This window comes from Leclercia sp. G3L, from assembly GCF_021117075.1.
In the GTDB taxonomy this organism is placed as follows: domain Bacteria; phylum Pseudomonadota; class Gammaproteobacteria; order Enterobacterales; family Enterobacteriaceae; genus Enterobacter; species Enterobacter adecarboxylatus_C.
Genome location: NZ_CP088265.1, coordinates 4538569 through 4557429, shown reverse-complemented (window position 1 = coordinate 4557429; position 18861 = coordinate 4538569). Strand labels below are relative to the sequence as shown.

The 18861-nt window shown below is 57.6% G+C and carries 17 protein-coding genes; 8 read left to right on the top strand and 9 right to left on the bottom strand.

The features are described from left to right. Positions 1-15: 15 nt before the first annotated feature. From glnQ to rhtA, 5 genes are all read right to left on the bottom strand, one after another. Positions 16-738, bottom strand: coding sequence for a glutamine ABC transporter ATP-binding protein GlnQ (gene glnQ / locus LRS40_RS23325; RefSeq protein WP_142488785.1), 723 nt, complete (start codon positions 736-738; stop codon positions 16-18). Then, on the bottom strand, positions 735-1394 hold the full coding sequence (glnP, locus tag LRS40_RS23320) for a glutamine ABC transporter permease GlnP (RefSeq protein ID WP_039029408.1): 660 nt from the start codon (positions 1392-1394) through the stop codon (positions 735-737). Before glnP ends, glnQ begins: the two co-directional genes overlap by 4 nt. A gap of 117 nt (positions 1395-1511) precedes the next feature. Then, positions 1512-2258, bottom strand: a complete 747-nt coding sequence (gene glnH, locus LRS40_RS23315; protein WP_142488786.1) for a glutamine ABC transporter substrate-binding protein GlnH — start codon at positions 2256-2258, stop codon at positions 1512-1514. 361 nt (positions 2259-2619) lie between these two features. Beyond that, positions 2620-3123 (bottom strand): DNA starvation/stationary phase protection protein Dps, encoded by a 504-nt coding sequence (gene dps, locus LRS40_RS23310; protein ID WP_142488788.1) that lies wholly within the window; start codon positions 3121-3123, stop codon positions 2620-2622. 280 nt (positions 3124-3403) lie between these two features. Continuing rightward, a complete protein-coding gene (gene rhtA / locus LRS40_RS23305) occupies positions 3404-4291 on the bottom strand; it encodes a threonine/homoserine exporter RhtA (RefSeq protein ID WP_231312819.1) in 888 nt (295 codons plus the stop codon). A 355-nt stretch (positions 4292-4646) separates the two neighbouring features. Between rhtA and ompX the strand changes: the two genes are divergently transcribed. Next, the gene (ompX, locus tag LRS40_RS23300; RefSeq protein WP_142488790.1) at positions 4647-5165 is read left to right on the top strand and encodes an outer membrane protein OmpX; all 519 of its coding nucleotides are present in this window, start codon (positions 4647-4649) and stop codon (positions 5163-5165) included. An 89-nt stretch (positions 5166-5254) separates the two neighbouring features. Here ompX and LRS40_RS23295 read toward each other — a convergent pair whose 3' ends face one another. After that, a complete protein-coding gene (locus tag LRS40_RS23295; protein ID WP_142488791.1) occupies positions 5255-6838 on the bottom strand; it encodes a phosphoethanolamine transferase in 1584 nt (527 codons plus the stop codon). A gap of 279 nt (positions 6839-7117) precedes the next feature. After that, a complete protein-coding gene (mntS, locus tag LRS40_RS23290; protein WP_231312818.1) occupies positions 7118-7243 on the bottom strand; it encodes a manganase accumulation protein MntS in 126 nt (41 codons plus the stop codon). Between the two features lie 184 nt (positions 7244-7427). Here mntS and mntR point away from each other — a divergent pair, with 184 nt between their 5' ends. The 6 genes from mntR (at position 7428) to LRS40_RS23260 (ending at position 14432) form a co-directional block, all read left to right on the top strand. Then, complete coding sequence (gene mntR, locus LRS40_RS23285) at positions 7428-7901, top strand: manganese-binding transcriptional regulator MntR (protein WP_156263255.1); 474 nt, start codon at positions 7428-7430, stop codon at positions 7899-7901. Then, positions 7898-9007 (top strand): anion transporter, encoded by a 1110-nt coding sequence (locus LRS40_RS23280; RefSeq protein WP_231312817.1) that lies wholly within the window; start codon positions 7898-7900, stop codon positions 9005-9007. The genes mntR and LRS40_RS23280 overlap by 4 nt, the downstream gene beginning before the upstream one ends. A gap of 103 nt (positions 9008-9110) precedes the next feature. Next, positions 9111-10202 (top strand): HlyD family secretion protein, encoded by a 1092-nt coding sequence (locus LRS40_RS23275; RefSeq protein ID WP_142488793.1) that lies wholly within the window; start codon positions 9111-9113, stop codon positions 10200-10202. Continuing rightward, a complete protein-coding gene (locus LRS40_RS23270; protein WP_231312816.1) occupies positions 10199-11770 on the top strand; it encodes a DHA2 family efflux MFS transporter permease subunit in 1572 nt (523 codons plus the stop codon). The genes LRS40_RS23275 and LRS40_RS23270 overlap by 4 nt, the downstream gene beginning before the upstream one ends. Beyond that, on the top strand, positions 11770-13293 hold the full coding sequence (locus tag LRS40_RS23265; RefSeq protein WP_231312815.1) for an efflux transporter outer membrane subunit: 1524 nt from the start codon (positions 11770-11772) through the stop codon (positions 13291-13293). Before LRS40_RS23270 ends, LRS40_RS23265 begins: the two co-directional genes overlap by 1 nt. 98 nt (positions 13294-13391) lie before the next feature. Beyond that, positions 13392-14432 carry an aldo/keto reductase gene (locus LRS40_RS23260; protein ID WP_231312814.1) on the top strand — a complete coding sequence of 347 codons (1041 nt, stop codon included), beginning with the start codon at positions 13392-13394 and terminating at the stop codon, positions 14430-14432. Between the two features lie 170 nt (positions 14433-14602). On the opposite strand, the gene ldtB is transcribed toward LRS40_RS23260, so the two are convergent. Continuing rightward, positions 14603-15523, bottom strand: coding sequence for a L,D-transpeptidase (ldtB, locus tag LRS40_RS23255; protein WP_142488797.1), 921 nt, complete (start codon positions 15521-15523; stop codon positions 14603-14605). 219 nt (positions 15524-15742) lie between these two features. Between ldtB and LRS40_RS23250 the strand changes: the two genes are divergently transcribed. Beyond that, positions 15743-17338 carry an ABC-F family ATPase gene (locus LRS40_RS23250; protein ID WP_142488798.1) on the top strand — a complete coding sequence of 532 codons (1596 nt, stop codon included), beginning with the start codon at positions 15743-15745 and terminating at the stop codon, positions 17336-17338. Between the two features lie 155 nt (positions 17339-17493). Here LRS40_RS23250 and LRS40_RS23245 read toward each other — a convergent pair whose 3' ends face one another. Further along, a complete protein-coding gene (locus LRS40_RS23245; RefSeq protein WP_231312813.1) occupies positions 17494-18756 on the bottom strand; it encodes a DUF1479 domain-containing protein in 1263 nt (420 codons plus the stop codon). Between the last annotated feature and the right edge of the window lie 105 nt (positions 18757-18861).

The window sequence follows — 18861 nt, the reverse complement described above, 5'->3', positions numbered from 1 at the left end:
CCGCCCGGCGTTAAATTACGAAACGTGCTGGAGGAAATCCTGCAAACGCTGGCTCGGTGGGTTTTCAATCAACGCCTGCGGATTGCCATCTTCGGCAATACGGCCTTTGTCGATGAAGATCAGGCGCGAGGCCACTTTCTCGGCAAAGCCGATTTCGTGGGTCACGATCACCATCGTCATCCCTTCTTCCGCCAGATCCTGCATAACCTTCAGTACTTCGTGGCGCAGTTCCGGGTCGAGGGCCGAGGTCGGCTCATCGAACAGCATCATCTTCGGTTTGACCGCCAGCGCACGGGCAATCGCCACGCGCTGCTGCTGACCACCGGAGAGCTCGGACGGATAGTGATGCCCGCGCTCCGCCAGTCCGACTTTCGCCAGCAGCTCTTTTGCAAGCTGCTCGGCGGCCGCTTTGTTGGCACCGCGCACGCGCAGAGGGCCGAACATCACGTTCTCCAGCGCCGTCAGGTGCGGGAACAGATAGAACTGCTGGAACACCATCCCGGCTTCCTGGCGGATCAGACGCTCGTCCACCTTCGGGTCGTTGACCTTCAGACCGTCGACAATCAGATCGCCGCTGGTGATCTCTTCCAGCTTGTTGATGCAGCGCAGCAGGGTCGATTTACCGGAGCCGGACGGCCCGATAATCACCACCACTTCGCCGGTCTGGATCTGGAGATCGATATTGTGCAGCACCTGGGTCTGACCGAAGTGCTTGGAAACGTTTTTAAATTCAATCACAGGATTTTCATCCTTCTTTCAAGACGACGCAGCACGAAGCTCAGTGCCAGGGTAATAATGAGATAGACCACTGCAACGGCGCTCCAGATCTCCAGGGCGCGGAAGTTACCGGCAATGATCTCCTGGCCCTGACGGGTCAGTTCAGCGACGCCGATAACAATGAACAGTGAGGTATCTTTAATGCTGATGATCCACTGGTTGCCCAGCGGCGGCAGCATACGACGCAGCGCCAGGGGGAGGATCACGTGGCGGATGGTTTCGCGACGGGAAAGACCCAGCGCCAGACCGGCCTCGCTAAAGCCCTTGTGGATCGACAGCACCGCACCGCGGGTGATCTCAGCGATATAGGCACCGGAGTTGATCATGATGGTGACCACCGCCGCGCTGAACGGGTCAATGCGCAGATCGGTAAAGGCCATCGGCAGGGCGAAGTAGATAAACATCACCTGCACCACAATCGGCGTGCCGCGGATCACTTCGATGAAAACCAGTGCTACGTGGTTGGCTATCCAGCCGCCGTAGGTGCGGGCAAAACCGGCAACAAGGCCGATAATCAACCCGCCAACCAGACCGAGGACCGAAATCCACAGGGTCATTTTGGCGCCTTCAAGCAAGAGAGGAATGGCAGGCCAGATGGCGCTCCAGTCAAACTGCATGATGTATTCCTGTATACCGTGGTGAAAACAAAAAATTAGCCAGGGGGATGACTAAAATTGTAGGCCCGGTAAGCGCAAGCGCCACCGGGCGGTACAGTTCCTGTTTAACAGGCTGTTTTATTTAGGTTCAGTACCGAACCATTTTTTATAAATTTCGTTGTAGGTGCCGTTCTCTTTCAGGGTTTTCAGCGCGCCGTTCACCTTGGTACGCAGCTCGTCGCTGCCTTTCGGGAAGGCGATACCGTATTCCTGCGCTTCCAGAGATTCACCTACCGCTTTGAACTTGCCGTTGCCTGCGGTTTTGATGAAGTACAGGATATTTGGCGTGTCGTGCAGCACGGCGTCAGCACGGTTGGTGCCCAGCTCCATGTACGCGTTATCGATGTTCGGGAACTGGCGCAGGTCTTTGGTTTTGATGTTGGCTTTAGCGTAATCAACAGAACCGGTGCCGCTCTTCACCGCGACCACTTTGCCGTCAAGATCTTTCGCGCTTTTCACGTCGTTGTTGTCCGCTTTCACCATGACCAGCAGGCCGCTTTTGTAGTAGCCGTCAGAGAAGTCGATAGCTTTTTTACGTGCGTCAGTGATGGTGATACCGGCCAGCGCCAGGTCAACGTTTTTGGTTTGCAGTGCCGGAACGATGCCGCTGAAGTCCATTGGCTTCAGGGTGTAGTCCAGTTTCAGTTCTTTCGCGACGGCCGCCCACAGATCCACGTCAAAACCAACGTACTGATCGCCCTGCTTAAATTCAAACGGTACGAAGGCGGTGTCGGTGGCGACAATCAGTTTTTTATCAGCAGCCTGAGAAGAAACCGCAAAAGCCAGGGTAAGTGCAGCCAGTGAAACTTTTAATACAGACTTCATAGCATTTCCTTTTATATCCACGGGGCGATCCCCTGCGAGAACGAACGGCTCTATGAAAAAATCGTGCCAACTTTGCAACAGGTTGTTTTTAAAAGGCCAGCACGCATTTCATTGCACAAAAAGTGTAGCAATGTCGGCGGATTGCACCATAACGAAGCACTGTTTTGGTGCAGCGCTACGCCATCACTAACGGTTATGCTATTAAGCGCAAATATTGATGAGAAAACAATCTTTCGTTAACGATTGTGTGAGGTGATTATTACAAATGCTTTACGTTTGCGGCGGGAAAGGTGAAATGTGTGCACTATAAAAGTGCAAAACCCCCGCCGGAGGCGAGGGTGTAAGAGCAAAATGCTATGGATTACTCAATGTTAGACTCGATGAACCACAGGAACTGATCCAGGTCGCGGGAGGCCGCGGTCAGAATGTCAGCGGTATCTTCGTCTTTAGCTTCACCAATCGCTTTACGTACGTCGTTAGCCACGACAGCGTAACGATCCGCCAGCTCTTTCAGGTGATCCTGCACGCTGTGGATGTCCAGCGGGTAGCTTTTCAGCGCTGTTTTGCTGTTGATCACCTGGGTAGTGCCCAGCGCCACGCCGCCCAGCTGCACGGCACGTTCCGCCATGGTATCCAGATGGGTAGTCAGTGCGGTACGGAAGCCATCCAGCATCTCGTGGACAGCAATAAAGTTAGCGCCGCGCATATTCCAGTGGGCCTGTTTGGTAATCAGCGACAGGTCAATAAACTGGATCACCTGGCGATTCAGCAACTCAATCGTCGCTTTCTTATCGCTGTCAGAGACATCGTTACGGGTATAGAGCAGATTAGGTGCTTTCGTTTTTACCAGTTTAGCGGTAGGCATAATCTCATTTCCTCTTGATGTTGGCGTCCAAAGTAATTTCCGAAATCAAGTATAGCACCGGCTATAGGAGGCGCGATTGGGTCCTGCCTATTGGTTTAATAGAGAAGGGCGGGTTGTGATGGTTAACTATTTGATAATAAAAAGATATTTATATTTTAGGGTAAATTTATCTTATTTTCACCGGGCGGGTGAGAGGCGAAGGGGATATTTCAAAATAATGACGGTTATTGCGAATGGGAATATTTCGCCGGGAAACCGATCCTCGGCAAAATAACATCGGTTAGCGGATATCTACCTCTTCGACTTTACTCTCCCGGCGCAGGGTGAGCGTCGACCCCATCGACGCGGCAATGATCGAGCAGAGCGCCAGCGTCTGGGTAAAGGTCAGAGATTCGCCCAGGAACACCATCCCGGACATGGCCGCCACGGCGGGCTCCATGCTCATCAGGGTGCCGAAGATGCGCGTCGGCAGACGCGTCAGGGCAATCATCTCCAGCGAGTAGGGAAGTGCGGTTGAGAGCACCGCCACCGCCAGGCCCACCGGCAGGATCGACCACTGCCAGATCGACTCGGTGGCCTGCGCCATTCCCAGCGGTACAAAGACGATGGCGGCGATCAGCGACCCCAGCGCCACGGTGGCCGGGCCGTGCTCTTCCCCGGCACGCTGCCCGGTAAGAATGTAGACCGCCCAGCAGGCCCCCGCGCCCAGCGCCAGGGCCGCGCCGGTCAGGTCAACGTGCGAGACGTCCTGACCCAGCGGCAGCAGAAACCACAGCCCCAGCACCGCCAGCACCACCCAGACAAAGTCCACCGGACGACGGGAGGAGAACAGGGCTACCGCCAGCGGGCCGGTGAACTCCAGCGCCACGGCGATCCCCAGCGGCACTGTCTGAATCGACAGGTAGAAGAGATAGTTCATCGCCCCCAGCGACAGCCCGTAAAACAGCAGGGGCAAGCGTTGCTCTTTCTTAAAACGCAGCCGCCAGGGTTTAAAGATCACGACCAGGATCAGGGTACCGAGCGCAATACGCAGCGCCGTCACGCCAGGGGCGCCCACGATCGGGAAGAGCGATTTTGCCAGCGAGGCGCCGCTCTGAATCGAGAGCATGGCAATGAGAATGACAATTACGGGCAACCAGACTGGCGCCCTGCGAGACAACCCAGGCATCCTTTCTCCTGTCAATTTCTGTCAAAGGAAGTAAAGAGGGGGAGTGTAAAGGAAATAACGCCGCACGGTTGAGACTTTGTTGAAAAAAAGTCGCCGCAAATCCGTAAAATAGCCTCATAGCGCCGGGTGATTTCTGTAACAGATTAGGAATCGTCTGGATGAATGTATTGTGACTGACGCGCAAAATCAGGTTTGTGAAACATAAATTCGGTGTTTTTTGAACAAGATAGCTGCGGGTGGAAATGTTTAGTTACATGAAAAGCCGCGTTAGACATCACGAATCACAAAGAGTTTCACAAGTTTTTTTGATATATTTAAAACTTACGGATTTACTTGAAGCACATTTGAGGTGGTTATGAAAAAAATTGCATGTCTTTCAGCACTGGCAGCTGTTCTGGCTGTTTCCGCAGGTTCCGCTGTCGCAGCGACCTCTACCGTGACTGGCGGTTACGCTCAGAGCGATATGCAGGGCGTGATGAACAAAACCAACGGTTTCAACCTGAAATATCGCTACGAGCAGGACAACAACCCGCTGGGTGCCATCGGTTCCTTCACCTACACTGAGAAAGACCGTTCCGAAGACGGCGCTTACAACAAAGCTCAGTACTACGGCATCACTGCTGGCCCGGCTTTCCGTCTGAACGACTGGGCAAGCATCTACGGTGTAGTGGGTGTTGGCTACGGTAAATTCCAGCAGACTGAAAACCAGGGCTTCAACCGCTCTGCTACCAACAGCGACTATGGCTTCTCCTATGGCGCAGGTATGCAGTTCAACCCAATCGAAAACGTTGCGCTGGACTTCTCCTATGAGCAGAGCCGCATCCGTAACGTTGACGTTGGCACCTGGATCGCAGGCGTAGGTTACCGCTTCTAATCACTTCGGTGAGCCAGTAAAAAAACCCGCTTCGGCGGGTTTTTTGTTTTTGTCATTTCCCCTCATAAGAGGGTCAGGCTGCGCGGTCGTTACCGGCTTTTCGTCTCAAACAGGTCCGTCCCCAGATGGTTGTAATCCACTTTCTGTAGCTTAAAGTTGGTCACATACACCGGCGGCGCTTTGTCGTTCGACATGAAGCGGTACTTACTGGCGATCTCTTTCGCGCCGATCCCCGTCCACTGCGAGAAGAAGCTTAAAAAATCATTCGCGGAACGACGCGCCTTGACGATGCGATGCGCTTTGTCATCGCTCGACAGCACCATAAACGGCACCTGGAAGTTCTGCTGGAAGCTGTCGTCGTGGGCCAGGTACTGCACCTCTTTGCCGCGCTCTTTAAACGCCAGTCCGTGATCGGAGAAATAGACCATTGAGAAGCTCTCACCGGTATTTTGCAGCTGGGCATAGAGCTTGCTGAGCAGGTCATCGGTCTGGGTCATGGTGTAGAGGTAGCACGAGGTCTCTTTCGACTGCACGAACTCTGCATATTTCCCCTGGGTGCGGTCGCAGGCCTGCGGATGGGAGCCCATCAGGTGCAGAACGATGAGCTGTGGCTGGGTGCGATGGCTGCTGAAGACCTGTTCGGTCATCTTCAGCAACGCCTCATCCCGGGTGTTTTTATCTGCCTCGAAATCACCGCTTTTCAGGAATTGCACTTCGTCAGCCCGTTTAGCAATGCTGGCGATGGCGGTATCGTACTCACCAATCTGCCCCTGGTTCGAGAACCACCAGCTCTGGAAGCCCGCGCGGTTGGCGAGGGTCACAAAGTTATCCTGATACTGCGGCTTGTTGTCCACTACCCGGTTGAGCGTCAGCCCGAGCGACTTCTGCGTTGAACCGCTGGCGGCAACGTAGTCGGTAAACAGGGTGCCGTTAACTTTGCTGGCAAACGGGGTGTTATTCCAGTGTCCACCGAAGGCACCCAGCGCGTCGCGGCGGGCGCTTTCACCAATCACCACCATATAGATGTGATACTTGGGTTTCACCGCCAGCACGTTCCAGGTGTCCTTCATCTGCGACAGCTCGGCCATCCGGGCCTGCTCTTCAACCACTTCCTGGTTGTTCACCACCACATCTTTGACAAAGCGAAACACCGGATAGCCGGAATCTTTCAGCTTGAAGACGCCGCCCCAGGCCAGGTTTTGCACCGGGGCGACGAAAAAGGCCACCACGCTGAAGACCAGACACAGGCTGTCGATTTTGCCCCACGCCTTTTTAGGCTGCGGCTTGCGGCGCACGGCGATTACGCCGAGGGCAAAGATAAACAGGCCGACGACGTAGCTGTACCACGGGAAGATGGTGAGGATCTCCGTCGACTCCTCCATGTTGGTGGAGTGCATCGCCAGTAGAGTATTAAAGTTGGGCGCGCCGTAGGCCTGGCCAAAGGGGAAATACATCGCCGCTACCAGCGAGCAGATCCCGAGCAGCCCTTTTTGCAGGCGCGGCGCGCTCAGCCAGAGCAGATGCAGGATACAGGTGAAAGCGACGGTATAGAGGATGCTGAATGAATAGCCGAGGGCGATATTAATCAGCAGCGACTGTAAAAAGTAGAATCCGGTCCACGGGCTTAAGGCCCGGCTGCGGGTAATGAGCGTGTCTTTCAGGGTTAAATTCATAGGTCACTATCGTGAAAACGCCATGTGCTCACCCTGGCGCCAAGGGTCTAAACCTGCCTGAGAATGCGTAGAAGGGGAGAGGAGGTCCGCATCTGCGAGCCGCAAATAGTGCAGGGCTGCAAGAAGATAGAGCCAGTGGCCGTTAAGGTCAACAGTTATAAAGGGGGTGTTTTGCGAAGAGGATTACATTTCCGCAAAAAAGGTCCGGGCATAGCGTGGAGACGAACAGTGTAGAGGGGATAAATGACACAAAAATGAAGCGGCGTACCGTGACGCCGCCTAGTGGGAAGGTTTGTTCTGCTGTGGCCTGCCGTTAATGATGTCGCAAATCATATTCAGCAGCATTAAGCGTACTTTAAAGGGAGAGTGGCTGAACACGCGTATACACCTCTTGAATTCGTTCATCGTAACCTCCTGCGGGTTGATCCCTTCGATCCGTGAAGGGTGACTGCATTACATACAGATATAGCACAGGCTATGTTATATGGCTACGGCTATAACGTTAATTTTTTGTGCTTATAGAGTGATGGTTTACAATGGCCGCTTATCTATTGATACGCTTGATGTGTCCCCCGCTTGAGGAAGCACAATGAACCGCCGTGCAGGTAAACCAACAACAAAAAAAATGACGCAACTGGTCAACGTCGAAGAGCATGTCGAAGGCTTCCGCCAGGTTCGCGAAGCGCATCGTCGCGAGCTGATCGATGATTATGTCGAGCTGATCTCCGATCTGATCCGTGAGGTGGGGGAGGCCCGTCAGGTGGATATGGCCGCACGCCTTGGCGTGTCGCAGCCGACGGTGGCAAAAATGCTCAAGCGTCTGGCAACGGTGGGTCTGATCGAAATGATCCCCTGGCGCGGGGTCTTTCTTACCCCGGAAGGGGAGAAGCTGGCGCAGGCGAGTCGCGAGCGCCATCAGATTGTCGAAAACTTCCTGCTGGTGCTGGGCGTCAGTCCCGACATTGCCCGCCGCGACGCCGAGGGCATGGAACATCACGTCAGCGAAGAGACGCTGCAGCAGTTCCAGGCCTTTACCCTTAAATATGGATCTTCCGCGGAATGACCCTGCCAGGCCTGCGGGCGCTGGCCCGCGATCGTTTCTTTCATCTGTTACTGGTGGTTGGGGCAGGGCTCAGTTTCCTGGTGCCCTTCGCACCTGAGCGCTGGCCTGACGCCATCGACTGGCACACCATCATTACCCTCGCCGGGTTGATGATGCTGACCAAAGGGGTCGAGCAGAGCGGTTTTTTTGACGTTCTGGGGCGCAAGATGGTGCGCCGTTTCGCCACCGAGCGACGGCTGACGCTGTTTATGGTCTTCTCTGCCGCGCTGCTCTCGACCTTTCTTACCAACGATGTGGCGCTCTTTATCGTGGTGCCGCTCACCCTCACGCTGCGCAAGCTGTGCGAAATCCCGGTCAACCGGCTGATCATCTTTGAGGCGCTGGCGGTCAACGCCGGATCGCTGCTGACCCCGATTGGCAACCCGCAAAACATCCTGCTGTGGGGGCGCTCCGGGCTGTCGTTTGCCGCTTTCACCTGGCAGATGGCGCCCCTGGCGCTGGTGATGGTGACAACCCTGATGGCCCTGTGCTGTTTCGCCTTTCCGGCAACGCCGCTGCGCTACCACAGCGGCAATGCGGCGACCCAGTCGAAACCGCGGCTGGCGTGGAGCTGTCTGGCGTTCTATCTGGTGTTTCTGGTGGCCCTCGATCTCAAGCAGGAGCTGTGGGGCGTGCTGCTGGTGGCGGGAGGATTCCTGCTGCTGGCGCGCCGGGTGCTGATAAGCGTCGACTGGACGCTGCTGCTGGTCTTTATGGCGATGTTTATCGACGTGCATCTGCTGATTCAGGTCCCGGCTTTACAGGGCGTGCTGCAAAACGTCACCCATCTGTCGCAGCCGGGCCTCTGGCTAACGGCCATCGGGCTGTCGCAGTTTATCAGCAACGTGCCGTCTACCATCCTGCTGCTTAACTACGTGCCGCCGACGGCGTTGCTGGCATGGGCGGTGAACGTAGGGGGCTTTGGCCTGCTGCCAGGATCCCTCGCAAACCTGATCGCCCTGCGTATGGCAAACGATCACCGCATCTGGTGGCGCTTCCACCTCTGGTCTTTGCCAATGCTGGTCTGGGCCGGCCTCGTCGGATTCGGATTATTCCTTCTCATATAGTGCCACATTTGTCAGTTTTTCCTGGCAAATGTATAGCAACGTCCTAACTTAAGTGGGCGGCATAAATTGTGATGCCGTTCACTAACAGGATGGATGCTGTTCTATGGCGGAAGAAAATCAACCCTCAGAAAACACCGATAATAAAGAGACTGAACGTAAACGCCCCGGCAAAAAGCCGCTGATTATTCTCGGCATTGTAGTGATCGTGATGGTCATCGTGGCGCTGGTCTGGTGGTTTATGACCCGTAACCAGGAGACCACCGACGACGCCTTCACCGAAGGCGACGCCGTGACCATCGCCCCGAAAACCGCAGGCTATGTCACCGAGCTGCGGGTGCGCGATAACCAGCGGGTGAAAAAGGGCGATCTGCTGGTGACTATCGATCCCCGGGACACCAGCGCCCAGCGCGACCAGGCAAAAGCCCAGCTTGGCCTGGCCGAGGCCCAGCTTCATCAGGCCCAGGCGCAGCTGGCTCTCTCGAAGGTGCAGTATCCTGCCCAGCGTGATGAAGCCAACGCTCAGGTGATCAAAGCTCAGGCGGATCTTGCCAATGCCCAGGCGGAATATCGCCGCCAGCGCGGGGTCGATCCCCGCGCCACCACGCAACAGAGCATCGACGCGGCCAACGCCCAGCTGCGCAGCGCCCAGGCCCAGCTTGCCAGCGCCAAAGCCCAGCTTGAGGTGGCCTCGCAGGTGCAGCTGCAAATTCGCCAGCAGGAGACCAACGTCGAAGCCCGGGAGCGTCAGGTGGAGCAGGCCCGCGCCCAGCTGGAGACCGCCGAGCTCAACCTCTCTTATACCCAGGTCCGCGCCCCCTTTGATGGCTACATCACCAAACGCAACGTCCAGACCGGCACCCTGGTGCAGGCGGGCACCGCGCTCTTCTCGCTGGTCTCGACCGATATCTGGGTGGTCGCCAACTTTAAAGAGTCGCAGCTGGAGCGAATGCGCCCCGGCAATAAGGTGACCCTGAGCGTGGACGCCTGGCCGGATCTGGAGCTGGAAGGGCATATCGACTCTATCCAGCAGGGGAGCGGCTCGCGCTTCGCCGCCTTCCCGTCGGAGAACGCCACCGGCAACTTCGTGAAGATCGTCCAGCGCGTGCCGGTAAAAATCGTTATCGATAAAGGTCTGGATCCCAACCAGCCGCTGCCGCTCGGCCTCTCGGTTGAACCTAAGGTCACCGTAGAATGAGTGAGCACAGCCACGAAAACTGGCGGCCCGCCAGCAACCCGTGGGCGGTGGCGATTGTCGTCACCCTGGCGGTGTTTATGGAGATCCTCGACACCACTATCGTGAACGTGGCGCTGCCCCACGTGGCGGGCTCGCTCTCCGCCAGCTACGACGAATCCACCTGGGTGCTCACCAGCTATCTGGTGGCTAACGGCATCGTGCTGCCCATCTCGGCGTTTCTGAGCCGGGTCTTTGGCCGCAAGCAGTTCTTCCTGATCTGCATTGTGATGTTCACCGTGTGCTCCTTCCTGTGCGGCATCGCCACCGAGCTGTGGCAGATCATCCTGTTTCGCATCATGCAGGGCTTCTTCGGCGGCGGGTTACAGCCCACCCAGCAGTCGGTGCTGCTCGACTACTTTAAGCCGGAAGATCGCGGTAAGGCTTTCGGTCTGTCGTCCATCGCCATTATCGTCGCCCCGGTGCTGGGGCCGACGCTCGGGGGCTGGATCACCGATAACTACTCCTGGCGCTGGGTATTCTTTATTAACATCCCGGTGGGCATCGTGACGGTGCTGGCGATCTACCAGCTGCTGGAAGATCCGCCCTGGGAGAGTAAATCGAAAGAGAAGATCCCTATCGACTGGACGGGCATCGGCCTGATCGCGCTGGGTCTGGGCTGCCTGCAGGTGATGCTCGACCGGGGCGAGGACGAAGACTGGTTTAACTCGAACTTTACCCGCACCTTCGCGGTGCTGACGCTGACTGGCATTATCGGTGCTATCTACTGGCTGCTATATGCCAAAAAGCCGGTGGTGGATCTGCACTGCATGAAGGATAAAAACTTTGCCGTCTCCAGCCTGCTGATGGCTGGGATGGCAATGATCCTGTACGGCAGCTCGGTGGTGATCCCGCAGTTGGCGCAGCAGGATCTGGGCTATACCGCCACCTGGTCCGGGCTGGTGTTGTCGCCTGGGGCAATACTTATCGTCCTTACTATCCCGCTGGTGCTGAAGCTGATGCCGATTGTGCAGACGCGCTGGATCATCGCCTTCGGCTTTACCTGTCTGGCGGTATCGTTCTTCTGGTCGCGGACGCTCACGCCGGATATCGACTTCGAGACCCTGGTGCTGTTCCGCAGCGCCCAGTCAATCGGGCTGGGGTTCCTGTTTGTGCCCCTGACCACCATCGCCTTTATCTCGATTCCCCGGCGGCTGAACGCCGACGCCGCGGCGCTCTTTACCATGTTCCGCAACGTGGCGGGGTCGATCGGCATTTCGCTCTCGACGGCGGCCATTACCGAGCGCTCGCAGGCCCACAGCGCCCATCTGGCCACGCATACCTCGGCGTTCGACGAGCCGTTCCAGCACACCATCCGCGAGATGGCGCAGGCGGTGCAGAACTTTACCACCCAGGTGGGCGACCCCGCCGGTATCGCTACCGGGCGCATGTACCAGGTGATGATCGAACAGTCGCGCTTCCTGGCCTACATCGACGTCTTCACCCTTCTGAGCGTGGTGGCCCTCTTACTGATTCCGTTTTGTTTGTTGCTCTCGCCGGTTAAGAGCGAGGGGAGTGCAGGAGCACACTGATGATTTGCAGACGTTTAAGCCCCCTGATGTTAATGCTGTTGCTGGCAGGCTGTGCCGTGGGGCCGGACTACCAGCAGCCCGCGCCGCAAACCCCGATGCACTGGAACGATCCGGGTGACGGCGGCGTGAAATCGCAAACCGCGTCCACCGCCATCAACCCGCGCTGGTGGAAAACCTTCGGCGATCCGCAGTTGGATAGCCTGATTGAACGGGCCATTGCCGGCAACCTGTCGCTACAGCAAACCGTGCTGCGCATCGCCGGGGCGCGGGAGCAGATCAACCAGGCGGGCGGGGCCTTCTTCCCGGCGGTGAACGGTAACCTGCAGGCCACCCGGCAGCAGCTGGGGCTGGAGGGAGAACTGAAATCCCACGGCGTATACGACCAGCTGGATGAGGTGGACCCCGAACTGCGCGGGGCGCTGGGACCGCTGACCCAGCCGATTAATCTCTATCAGGGCAGCTTCGACGCCCAGTGGGAGCTGGATCTGTGGGGCAAGGTACGGCGTCAGGTGGAAGCCGCCGATGCCCAACAGCAGGCGGCCATTGAGCAGCGTAACGACGCCCTGGTATCGCTGGAGGCCGAAGTCGCCCGCGGCTGGCTCCAGCTGCGCGGGGCCCAGAGCAGCATCGCGACCCTTAACACGCAAATCGAGAGCGCGCAGCAGACCCTGGAGCTGACCGACAGCCGCCAGCGCAGCGGCCTGTCGCCGCAGATGGACGTGGAGAATGCCCGCGCCCAGCTCGGCAACCTGGAGGCGCAGCTTCCGCAGTATGAAGCCCAGGCGCGGCAGGCGATGAACGGCCTGGCGATCCTGCTGGGCAAACCGCCGGGGGCGCTGGACGGCGAGCTACAGGCCAGCAAACCGCTGCCCGCGCTGCCGGAAATCGTCCCCACCGGTATTCCCTCCACCCTGGCGCGGCGACGTCCGGACGTGCGTGAAGCCGAGGCAAACCTGCATGCGGCCACGGCGCAGATCGGCGTGTCGGTGGCGCAGCTGTTTCCCAGCGTCTCGCTCAGCGGCCAGTTTGGCCTGCGCAACAGCGAAGCCAGCTGGCTCACCGACTGGAGCAGCCACTTCTACAGCGTCGGGCCGCAGGTTTCTATCCCCATCTTCCAGGGCGGCCGGCTGGTCTCCAGCGTGAAGGTCGCCCGCGCGCAGCAGGGCGCCGCGGTGCTGGAATATCGTCAGACGGTGCTCACCGCGCTGGGCGATGTAGAAAACGCGCTGGTCAGCTACCGCACCGACCAGAAGCGGGAGGCGGGATTAAGCAAAACTATCGATGCGCTGCAAAACGCCTTCGATCTGGCGAGCAGCAGCTATCGTCAGGGGATCGCCACCTTTATCGACGTGCTGGATGCCCAGCGTCAGCTGGCTCAGGCGCAGCAGCAGCGGGATCAGGCCCGGGTCCAGAGCGCGCTGGATCTGGTGGCGCTCTATAAAGCTCTCGGCGGGGGCTGGGAGCCGTATCAGCAGGTTCAGCTGCCGGACTACGCCGTCTTTGGCGACGCCCCGCGCGGATAAGTTCAGAGGATTGGGCAAGAAACGGGCAGGAACCGCACATTCGCCATCGGCGTGAGCCGGGTATAACTATCGGGTACTCAACACACGAGGAGCGTCAAATGCGATATCAAAAACTGGGTAATACCGGCCTGTTTGTTTCTGAACTCTGCCTCGGCACCATGACCTTCGGCGGCGAAGGCGGCATGTGGGGCAAAATCGGTCAACTCCAGCAGCAGGAGGCCGAACAGCTGATCGGGCGCGCGCTGGACGCGGGGATCAATTTTATCGATACCGCCAACGTCTATTCAGAAGGGCGTTCGGAAGCAATCACCGGCCAGGCGCTGAAGAACCTGAAGATACCGCGCGAAAACGTGGTGGTGGCGACCAAAGTCTTTGGCGAGACGGGCACCGCCGGGGTGAACTCCCGCGGCAGTTCCCGCTATCACATCATCAGCAGCGTGAAGGAGAGTCTGCGCCGCATGCAGCTGGAGCACATCGATCTCTATCAGCTGCACGGTTTCGACCCGGCCACCCCCATCGAAGAAATGCTCTATGCCCTGGATAACCTTGTCCAGCACGGCCACGTGCGTTATATCGGCGTTTCCAACTGGGCGGCCTGGCAGATTGTGAAAGCGCTGGGGATCTCCGAGCGGCTGGGGCTGGCCCGTTTTGCCTCCCTGCAGGCTTACTACACCATCGCGGGCCGCGATCTTGAACGCGAGCTGGTGCCGATGTTGCAAAGTGAGAAGGTGGGGTTAATGGTCTGGAGCCCACTGGCAGGCGGGCTGCTGAGCGGCAAATATGGCCGCGACGGCCAGGTGCAGGGCGGTGGCCGCCGCCAGGAGTTTGACTTCCCGCCGGTGGATAAAGCGCGGGCATTTGACTGCGTGGACGTGATGCGCAACATTGCCGACAGCAAAGGGGTTTCGGTCGCGCAGATTGCCCTCGCCTGGCTGCTCCATCAGCCGGTGGTCAGCAGCGTGATTGTGGGGGCGAAGCGGGTGGATCAGCTGGACGACAATATCGCCGCGACGGCGATTCACCTCAGCGATGACGAGCTGAAACAGCTGGATGCGGTGAGCGCGCTGCCACGTGAATATCCTGGCTGGATGCTGGAGCGGCAGGGGGAGTATCGCCGTAATCAGCTGGCGCAGCAGTAACCCTGTTCAGGCTGCAGAGAAGCCGGGTGGCGGCTGCGCCTTACCCGGCCTACAAACGGCCCGTAGGCCCGGCAAGCGTAGCGCCGCCGGGCATTGCCGCACGCAACAGCAGTAACAGCCAATAAAAAAGCGGGCTATCAGGCCCGCTTTTTTTATTTCGCATTCTGCAATCAGTTCAGACGAACCGGCATACCGGAACGGTTGTTGATCGCTTGCTCAACGATGGTCGCATCCACGTCCTGCTGGCCGGTGATAGCCTGCACGTTGCTGGTCAGGGTGACCGGCACGGTGACGTTATTGTCGATCTGCTCTTCGCTGGTGGACAACGGGTTATGCACTTCGAGGTAACGGCTGCCATCCGGCTCGGTGGTCGCTTTTACCGGCTCGTTGATGAACTGTACGCGGGTGCCAACCGGCACGTTCTCGAACAGGAACTTGATGTCGTCGTTACGCAGACGCACACAGCCGTGGCTCACGCGCAGGCCGATACCGAAGTTGGCGTTGGTGCCGTGGATCGCATACAGACGACCGATATACAGCGCGTACAGACCCATCGGGTTATCCGGGCCGGCAGGCACAACGGCTGGCAGCGGCTCGCCTGCGGCAATGTACTCGGCGTGCATTTTCGCGGTTGGGGTCCAGGTTGGGCCGGCTTTCTTACGCTCAACCTTGGTGGTCCAGTTCATCGGGGTATCTTTCCCCAGCTGGCCGATACCGATTGGCAGCACGATCACCGTGTTGGTGCCTTTCGGGTAGTAGTACAGACGCATTTCGGCACTGTTGATCACGATGCCTTCATGCACGGTGTCCGGCAGGATCAGCTGCTGAGGAATGTTCAGCACGGTACCGCCTTTCGGCAGATAAGGGTCAACACCCGGGTTGGCTTCCATCATGTTGGAGAGGCCGAGCTGATATTCTGCTGCGAAATATTCCAGCGGCTGGGTGTTACCTTCTTCAATGGTCACAACCTGGTTCTGACCCACCAGACGGCTACCGTCGGTTGGCAGTGGATAGGTGACAGCAGAAGCGGTCTTGCAAAACCCTACTACGGCAAACGCCGCCGCAAAAAGCGAAGTTAATTTCATATTCATGGTGTGCGAGGTATCTGTGCCACTTGGCAGGTTGTTTAAAAGTCTGAACGGTTTAGGGAGCGCATTATATGTGCATTCCTGACCGCATGGAATTCGGATGTGTACTAAATCACACTTTTTTCCGTTTCGTTAAAGTTTAGCGTTATGTTGTTACACGGGATCTCATTTCGGAATTGTGGCATAATGCCGGGTTTATCACACTTCTCGCAGGAATCTCCCGTGTTAGTTACCAGCAACGTCACTATGCAGTTTGGCAGTAAGCCGCTGTTCGAAAACATTTCCGTCAAATTTGGCGGCGGCAACCGTTACGGCCTGATTGGTGCCAACGGTAGCGGAAAATCCACCTTCATGAAGATCCTCGGCGGCGATTTAGAGCCGACGCTGGGCAACGTTTCTCTCGATCCGAACGAGCGCATCGGTAAGCTGCGTCAGGATCAGTTCGCCTTTGAAGCGTTCACCGTTCTTGACACGGTGATCATGGGCCACGGTGAGCTGTGGGAAGTGAAGCAGGAGCGCGACCGCATCTATGCCCTTGCCGAAATGAGCGAAGAAGACGGCTATAAAGTGGCCGACCTCGAAGTGCAGTACGGCGAAATGGACGGCTACTCTGCCGAGTCCCGTGCCGGTGAGCTGCTGCTGGGCGTGGGCATTCCGGTTGAACAGCACTACGGTCTGATGAGCGAAGTCGCGCCAGGCTGGAAGCTGCGTGTTCTGCTGGCTCAGGCGCTGTTCTCTAACCCGGATATCCTGCTGCTCGACGAACCGACGAACAACCTGGACATCGATACCATTCGCTGGCTGGAGCAGACGCTGAACGAGCGTAACAGCACCATGATCATCATCTCGCACGACCGTCACTTCCTGAACATGGTCTGCACCCACATGGCGGATCTGGACTACGGCGAGCTGCGCGTCTATGCAGGCAACTACGACGAGTACATGACCGCCGCGACCCAGGCGCGTGAGCGTCTGCTGGCCGACAACGCCAAGAAAAAGGCGCAGATTGCGGATCTGCAATCCTTCGTCAGCCGCTTCAGCGCCAACGCCTCCAAATCGCGTCAGGCCACCTCGCGTGCCCGTCAGATCGACAAAATCAAGCTGGATGAAGTTAAAGCCTCCAGCCGTCAGAACCCGTTCATCCGCTTCGAGCAGGACAAGAAGCTGTTCCGTAATGCGTTGGCCGTCGAAGAGCTGTCAAAAGGTTTCGATAACGGTCCGCTGTTTAAGAATTTCAACCTGCTGCTGGAAGTGGGCGAGAAGATCGCCATTCTGGGTGCCAACGGCGTGGGTAAATCCACCATGCTGAAGACCCTGGTAGGTGAACTGGCCCCGGATAACGGCACCGTAAAATGGTCCGAGAACGCGCAGATTGGTTATTACGCGCAGGATCACGCCGAAGATTTCGACAACGATCTGACCGTTTTCGACTGGATGAGCCAGTGGAAATCAGAAGGCGATGACGAGCAGGTGGTGCGCAGCTTCCTCGGCCGTCTGCTGTTCAGCCAGGACGACATCAAAAAGCCGGCGAAGGTGCTCTCCGGTGGTGAGAAAGGCCGTATGCTCTTCGGCAAGCTGATGATGCAGAAACCGAACATCCTGGTGATGGACGAACCGACCAACCACCTGGACATGGAATCGATCGAATCGCTGAACATGGCGCTGGAGATGTATCAGGGCACCCTGATCTTCGTCTCTCACGACCGTGAGTTTGTGAGCTCCCTGGCGACCCGCGTAATTGAAATTACGCCGGAGCGCGTGGTGGACTTCAGCGGTAACTACGAAGATTACCTGCGCAGTAAAGGTATCGATAACTAAAAAAAGCCCGGTGGCGCTACGCTTACCGGGCCTACGAATCTGCGGTCTGTCACGCCGGGCGGCGCATGCGCTTGCCCGGCCTACGATATGGGGTGGGTTTTGTAGGCCGGGTAAGGCGAAGCCGCCACCCGGCGCATCAGTTGGTCAGGATATCCTTAAGCCATGCCCAGCGCGCGCTTGCCGTGGATGTTTAAATCATCCGTGGTGAAGCGCGACTGCCAGTCAGCCTCATAATCCTCGCGCGGGAAATCGCCCGGAGAGGCCCCGGTTTCCAGCGCCGCTTTCACCTTCTTCGCGTAGGCGAGGTTTTTCTCGCACATCGGTGCCGCCGGAATGTACATCACGTTGCCCCAGCCCTGCTGGTTCTCAACGGGGGCCACGGAGTGGATCACATCGCAGTGCCACCACACGGAATCACCCGCTTCCAGCGCCGGAATGCTTGTGAGGGCTTCAATCAACAGCGGATGCCACTTCTCGGAGATCGGCAGCACGCGACCCGGCGCCACGCCGCAGAGTTCATCTTCCGGCACATCATCCAGCAGCGGACGCAGCAGGATATAGGCCATCGCTTCCGGGATCGGCACCACGTGCAGCAGACCCTGATCCGGGATCATGTCGGAGAGCGCGGTCCAGCCCTGGAAGGTGCGGAACACCGAGCACTTGGTGGTGTTATCCACGGTGTACTCTTCCACTTCGGTACGGTGCGCGGCATTCCAGGGATCGTATTGATCGATATTGCCATCGAATACCCGGGCGAAGACCTGCTGATAGGCCGGGAGCAGCCAGCGCTCCAGCGCGCCGGAGTCGGTGTGCGCCCCGAGGCCTTTCGAGGTGGTTCCCGGTGGACGGCGGCGAATGCGGTCCGGGTAGATCACGCTCACGTCCGGGTTGAACCACTGTTTGCCGTTGCTCTCAAAGGTCCATAAACGGTTCAGGAACGACTGCACCTGCGCCATCCGTTCGCTCTGGCGGGCTTCCATCTGCGCGTGTGACCAGTAGATCGGGTAGATCTCCGGGCGTGACGCGCTCAGGCTGCCGAAGAAGTTATCCCCCGGGCCTTTGTAGACCTCGTCAAAACGGTTGAGATCCAGATAGTCGAGCATGGCGTTATCCCACGCCAGCGCCTGCTCACGCGGGAAATGACCTTTGATCACCGCACAGCCGCGACGCTTAACCGCCTCGCGCTGTTCCGGGCTGATGTTACCGCTCTGCACGTCGGCAAAGGGGATCACCGGCCAGACGGGATCCCCTTTGCTCTTCAGGGCATTAATTTCTGCCACCCGGCTGGCAATCTTATCGCTCAGGCGATTGAACACCGCCTGCACGTCACCAATCTGCGCCCGCAGTTCGCGTTTCATCTGGCGGATCGCCGCTTTGTGGTCTGAAGGTAACGTTTCACTGGTAAAGGTTAAGGTCATAACAGCCTCGCTATCTTTCATTCGAAAGTAAAAGTAATTACAAGTGATACTTTAGGTTAAAAATAAGTTAAAGCAAGTTAAATAACTTGATGAAGTGCACAGGCT

Coding starts and splice junctions, on each gene's coding strand:
- glnP (WP_039029408.1), bottom strand. CDS start 1,394: ATGCAGTTTGACTGGAGCGCCATCTGGCCTGCCATTCCTCTCTTGCTT.
- glnH (WP_142488786.1), bottom strand. CDS start 2,258: ATGAAGTCTGTATTAAAAGTTTCACTGGCTGCACTTACCCTGGCTTTT.
- dps (WP_142488788.1), bottom strand. CDS start 3,123: ATGCCTACCGCTAAACTGGTAAAAACGAAAGCACCTAATCTGCTCTAT.
- rhtA (WP_231312819.1), bottom strand. CDS start 4,291: ATGCCTGGGTTGTCTCGCAGGGCGCCAGTCTGGTTGCCCGTAATTGTC.
- ompX (WP_142488790.1), top strand. CDS start 4,647: ATGAAAAAAATTGCATGTCTTTCAGCACTGGCAGCTGTTCTGGCTGTT.
- LRS40_RS23295 (WP_142488791.1), bottom strand. CDS start 6,838: ATGAATTTAACCCTGAAAGACACGCTCATTACCCGCAGCCGGGCCTTA.
- mntS (WP_231312818.1), bottom strand. CDS start 7,243: ATGAACGAATTCAAGAGGTGTATACGCGTGTTCAGCCACTCTCCCTTT.
- mntR (WP_156263255.1), top strand. CDS start 7,428: ATGAACCGCCGTGCAGGTAAACCAACAACAAAAAAAATGACGCAACTG.
- LRS40_RS23280 (WP_231312817.1), top strand. CDS start 7,898: ATGACCCTGCCAGGCCTGCGGGCGCTGGCCCGCGATCGTTTCTTTCAT.
- LRS40_RS23275 (WP_142488793.1), top strand. CDS start 9,111: ATGGCGGAAGAAAATCAACCCTCAGAAAACACCGATAATAAAGAGACT.
- LRS40_RS23270 (WP_231312816.1), top strand. CDS start 10,199: ATGAGTGAGCACAGCCACGAAAACTGGCGGCCCGCCAGCAACCCGTGG.
- LRS40_RS23265 (WP_231312815.1), top strand. CDS start 11,770: ATGATTTGCAGACGTTTAAGCCCCCTGATGTTAATGCTGTTGCTGGCA.
- LRS40_RS23260 (WP_231312814.1), top strand. CDS start 13,392: ATGCGATATCAAAAACTGGGTAATACCGGCCTGTTTGTTTCTGAACTC.
- ldtB (WP_142488797.1), bottom strand. CDS start 15,523: ATGAATATGAAATTAACTTCGCTTTTTGCGGCGGCGTTTGCCGTAGTA.
- LRS40_RS23245 (WP_231312813.1), bottom strand. CDS start 18,756: ATGACCTTAACCTTTACCAGTGAAACGTTACCTTCAGACCACAAAGCG.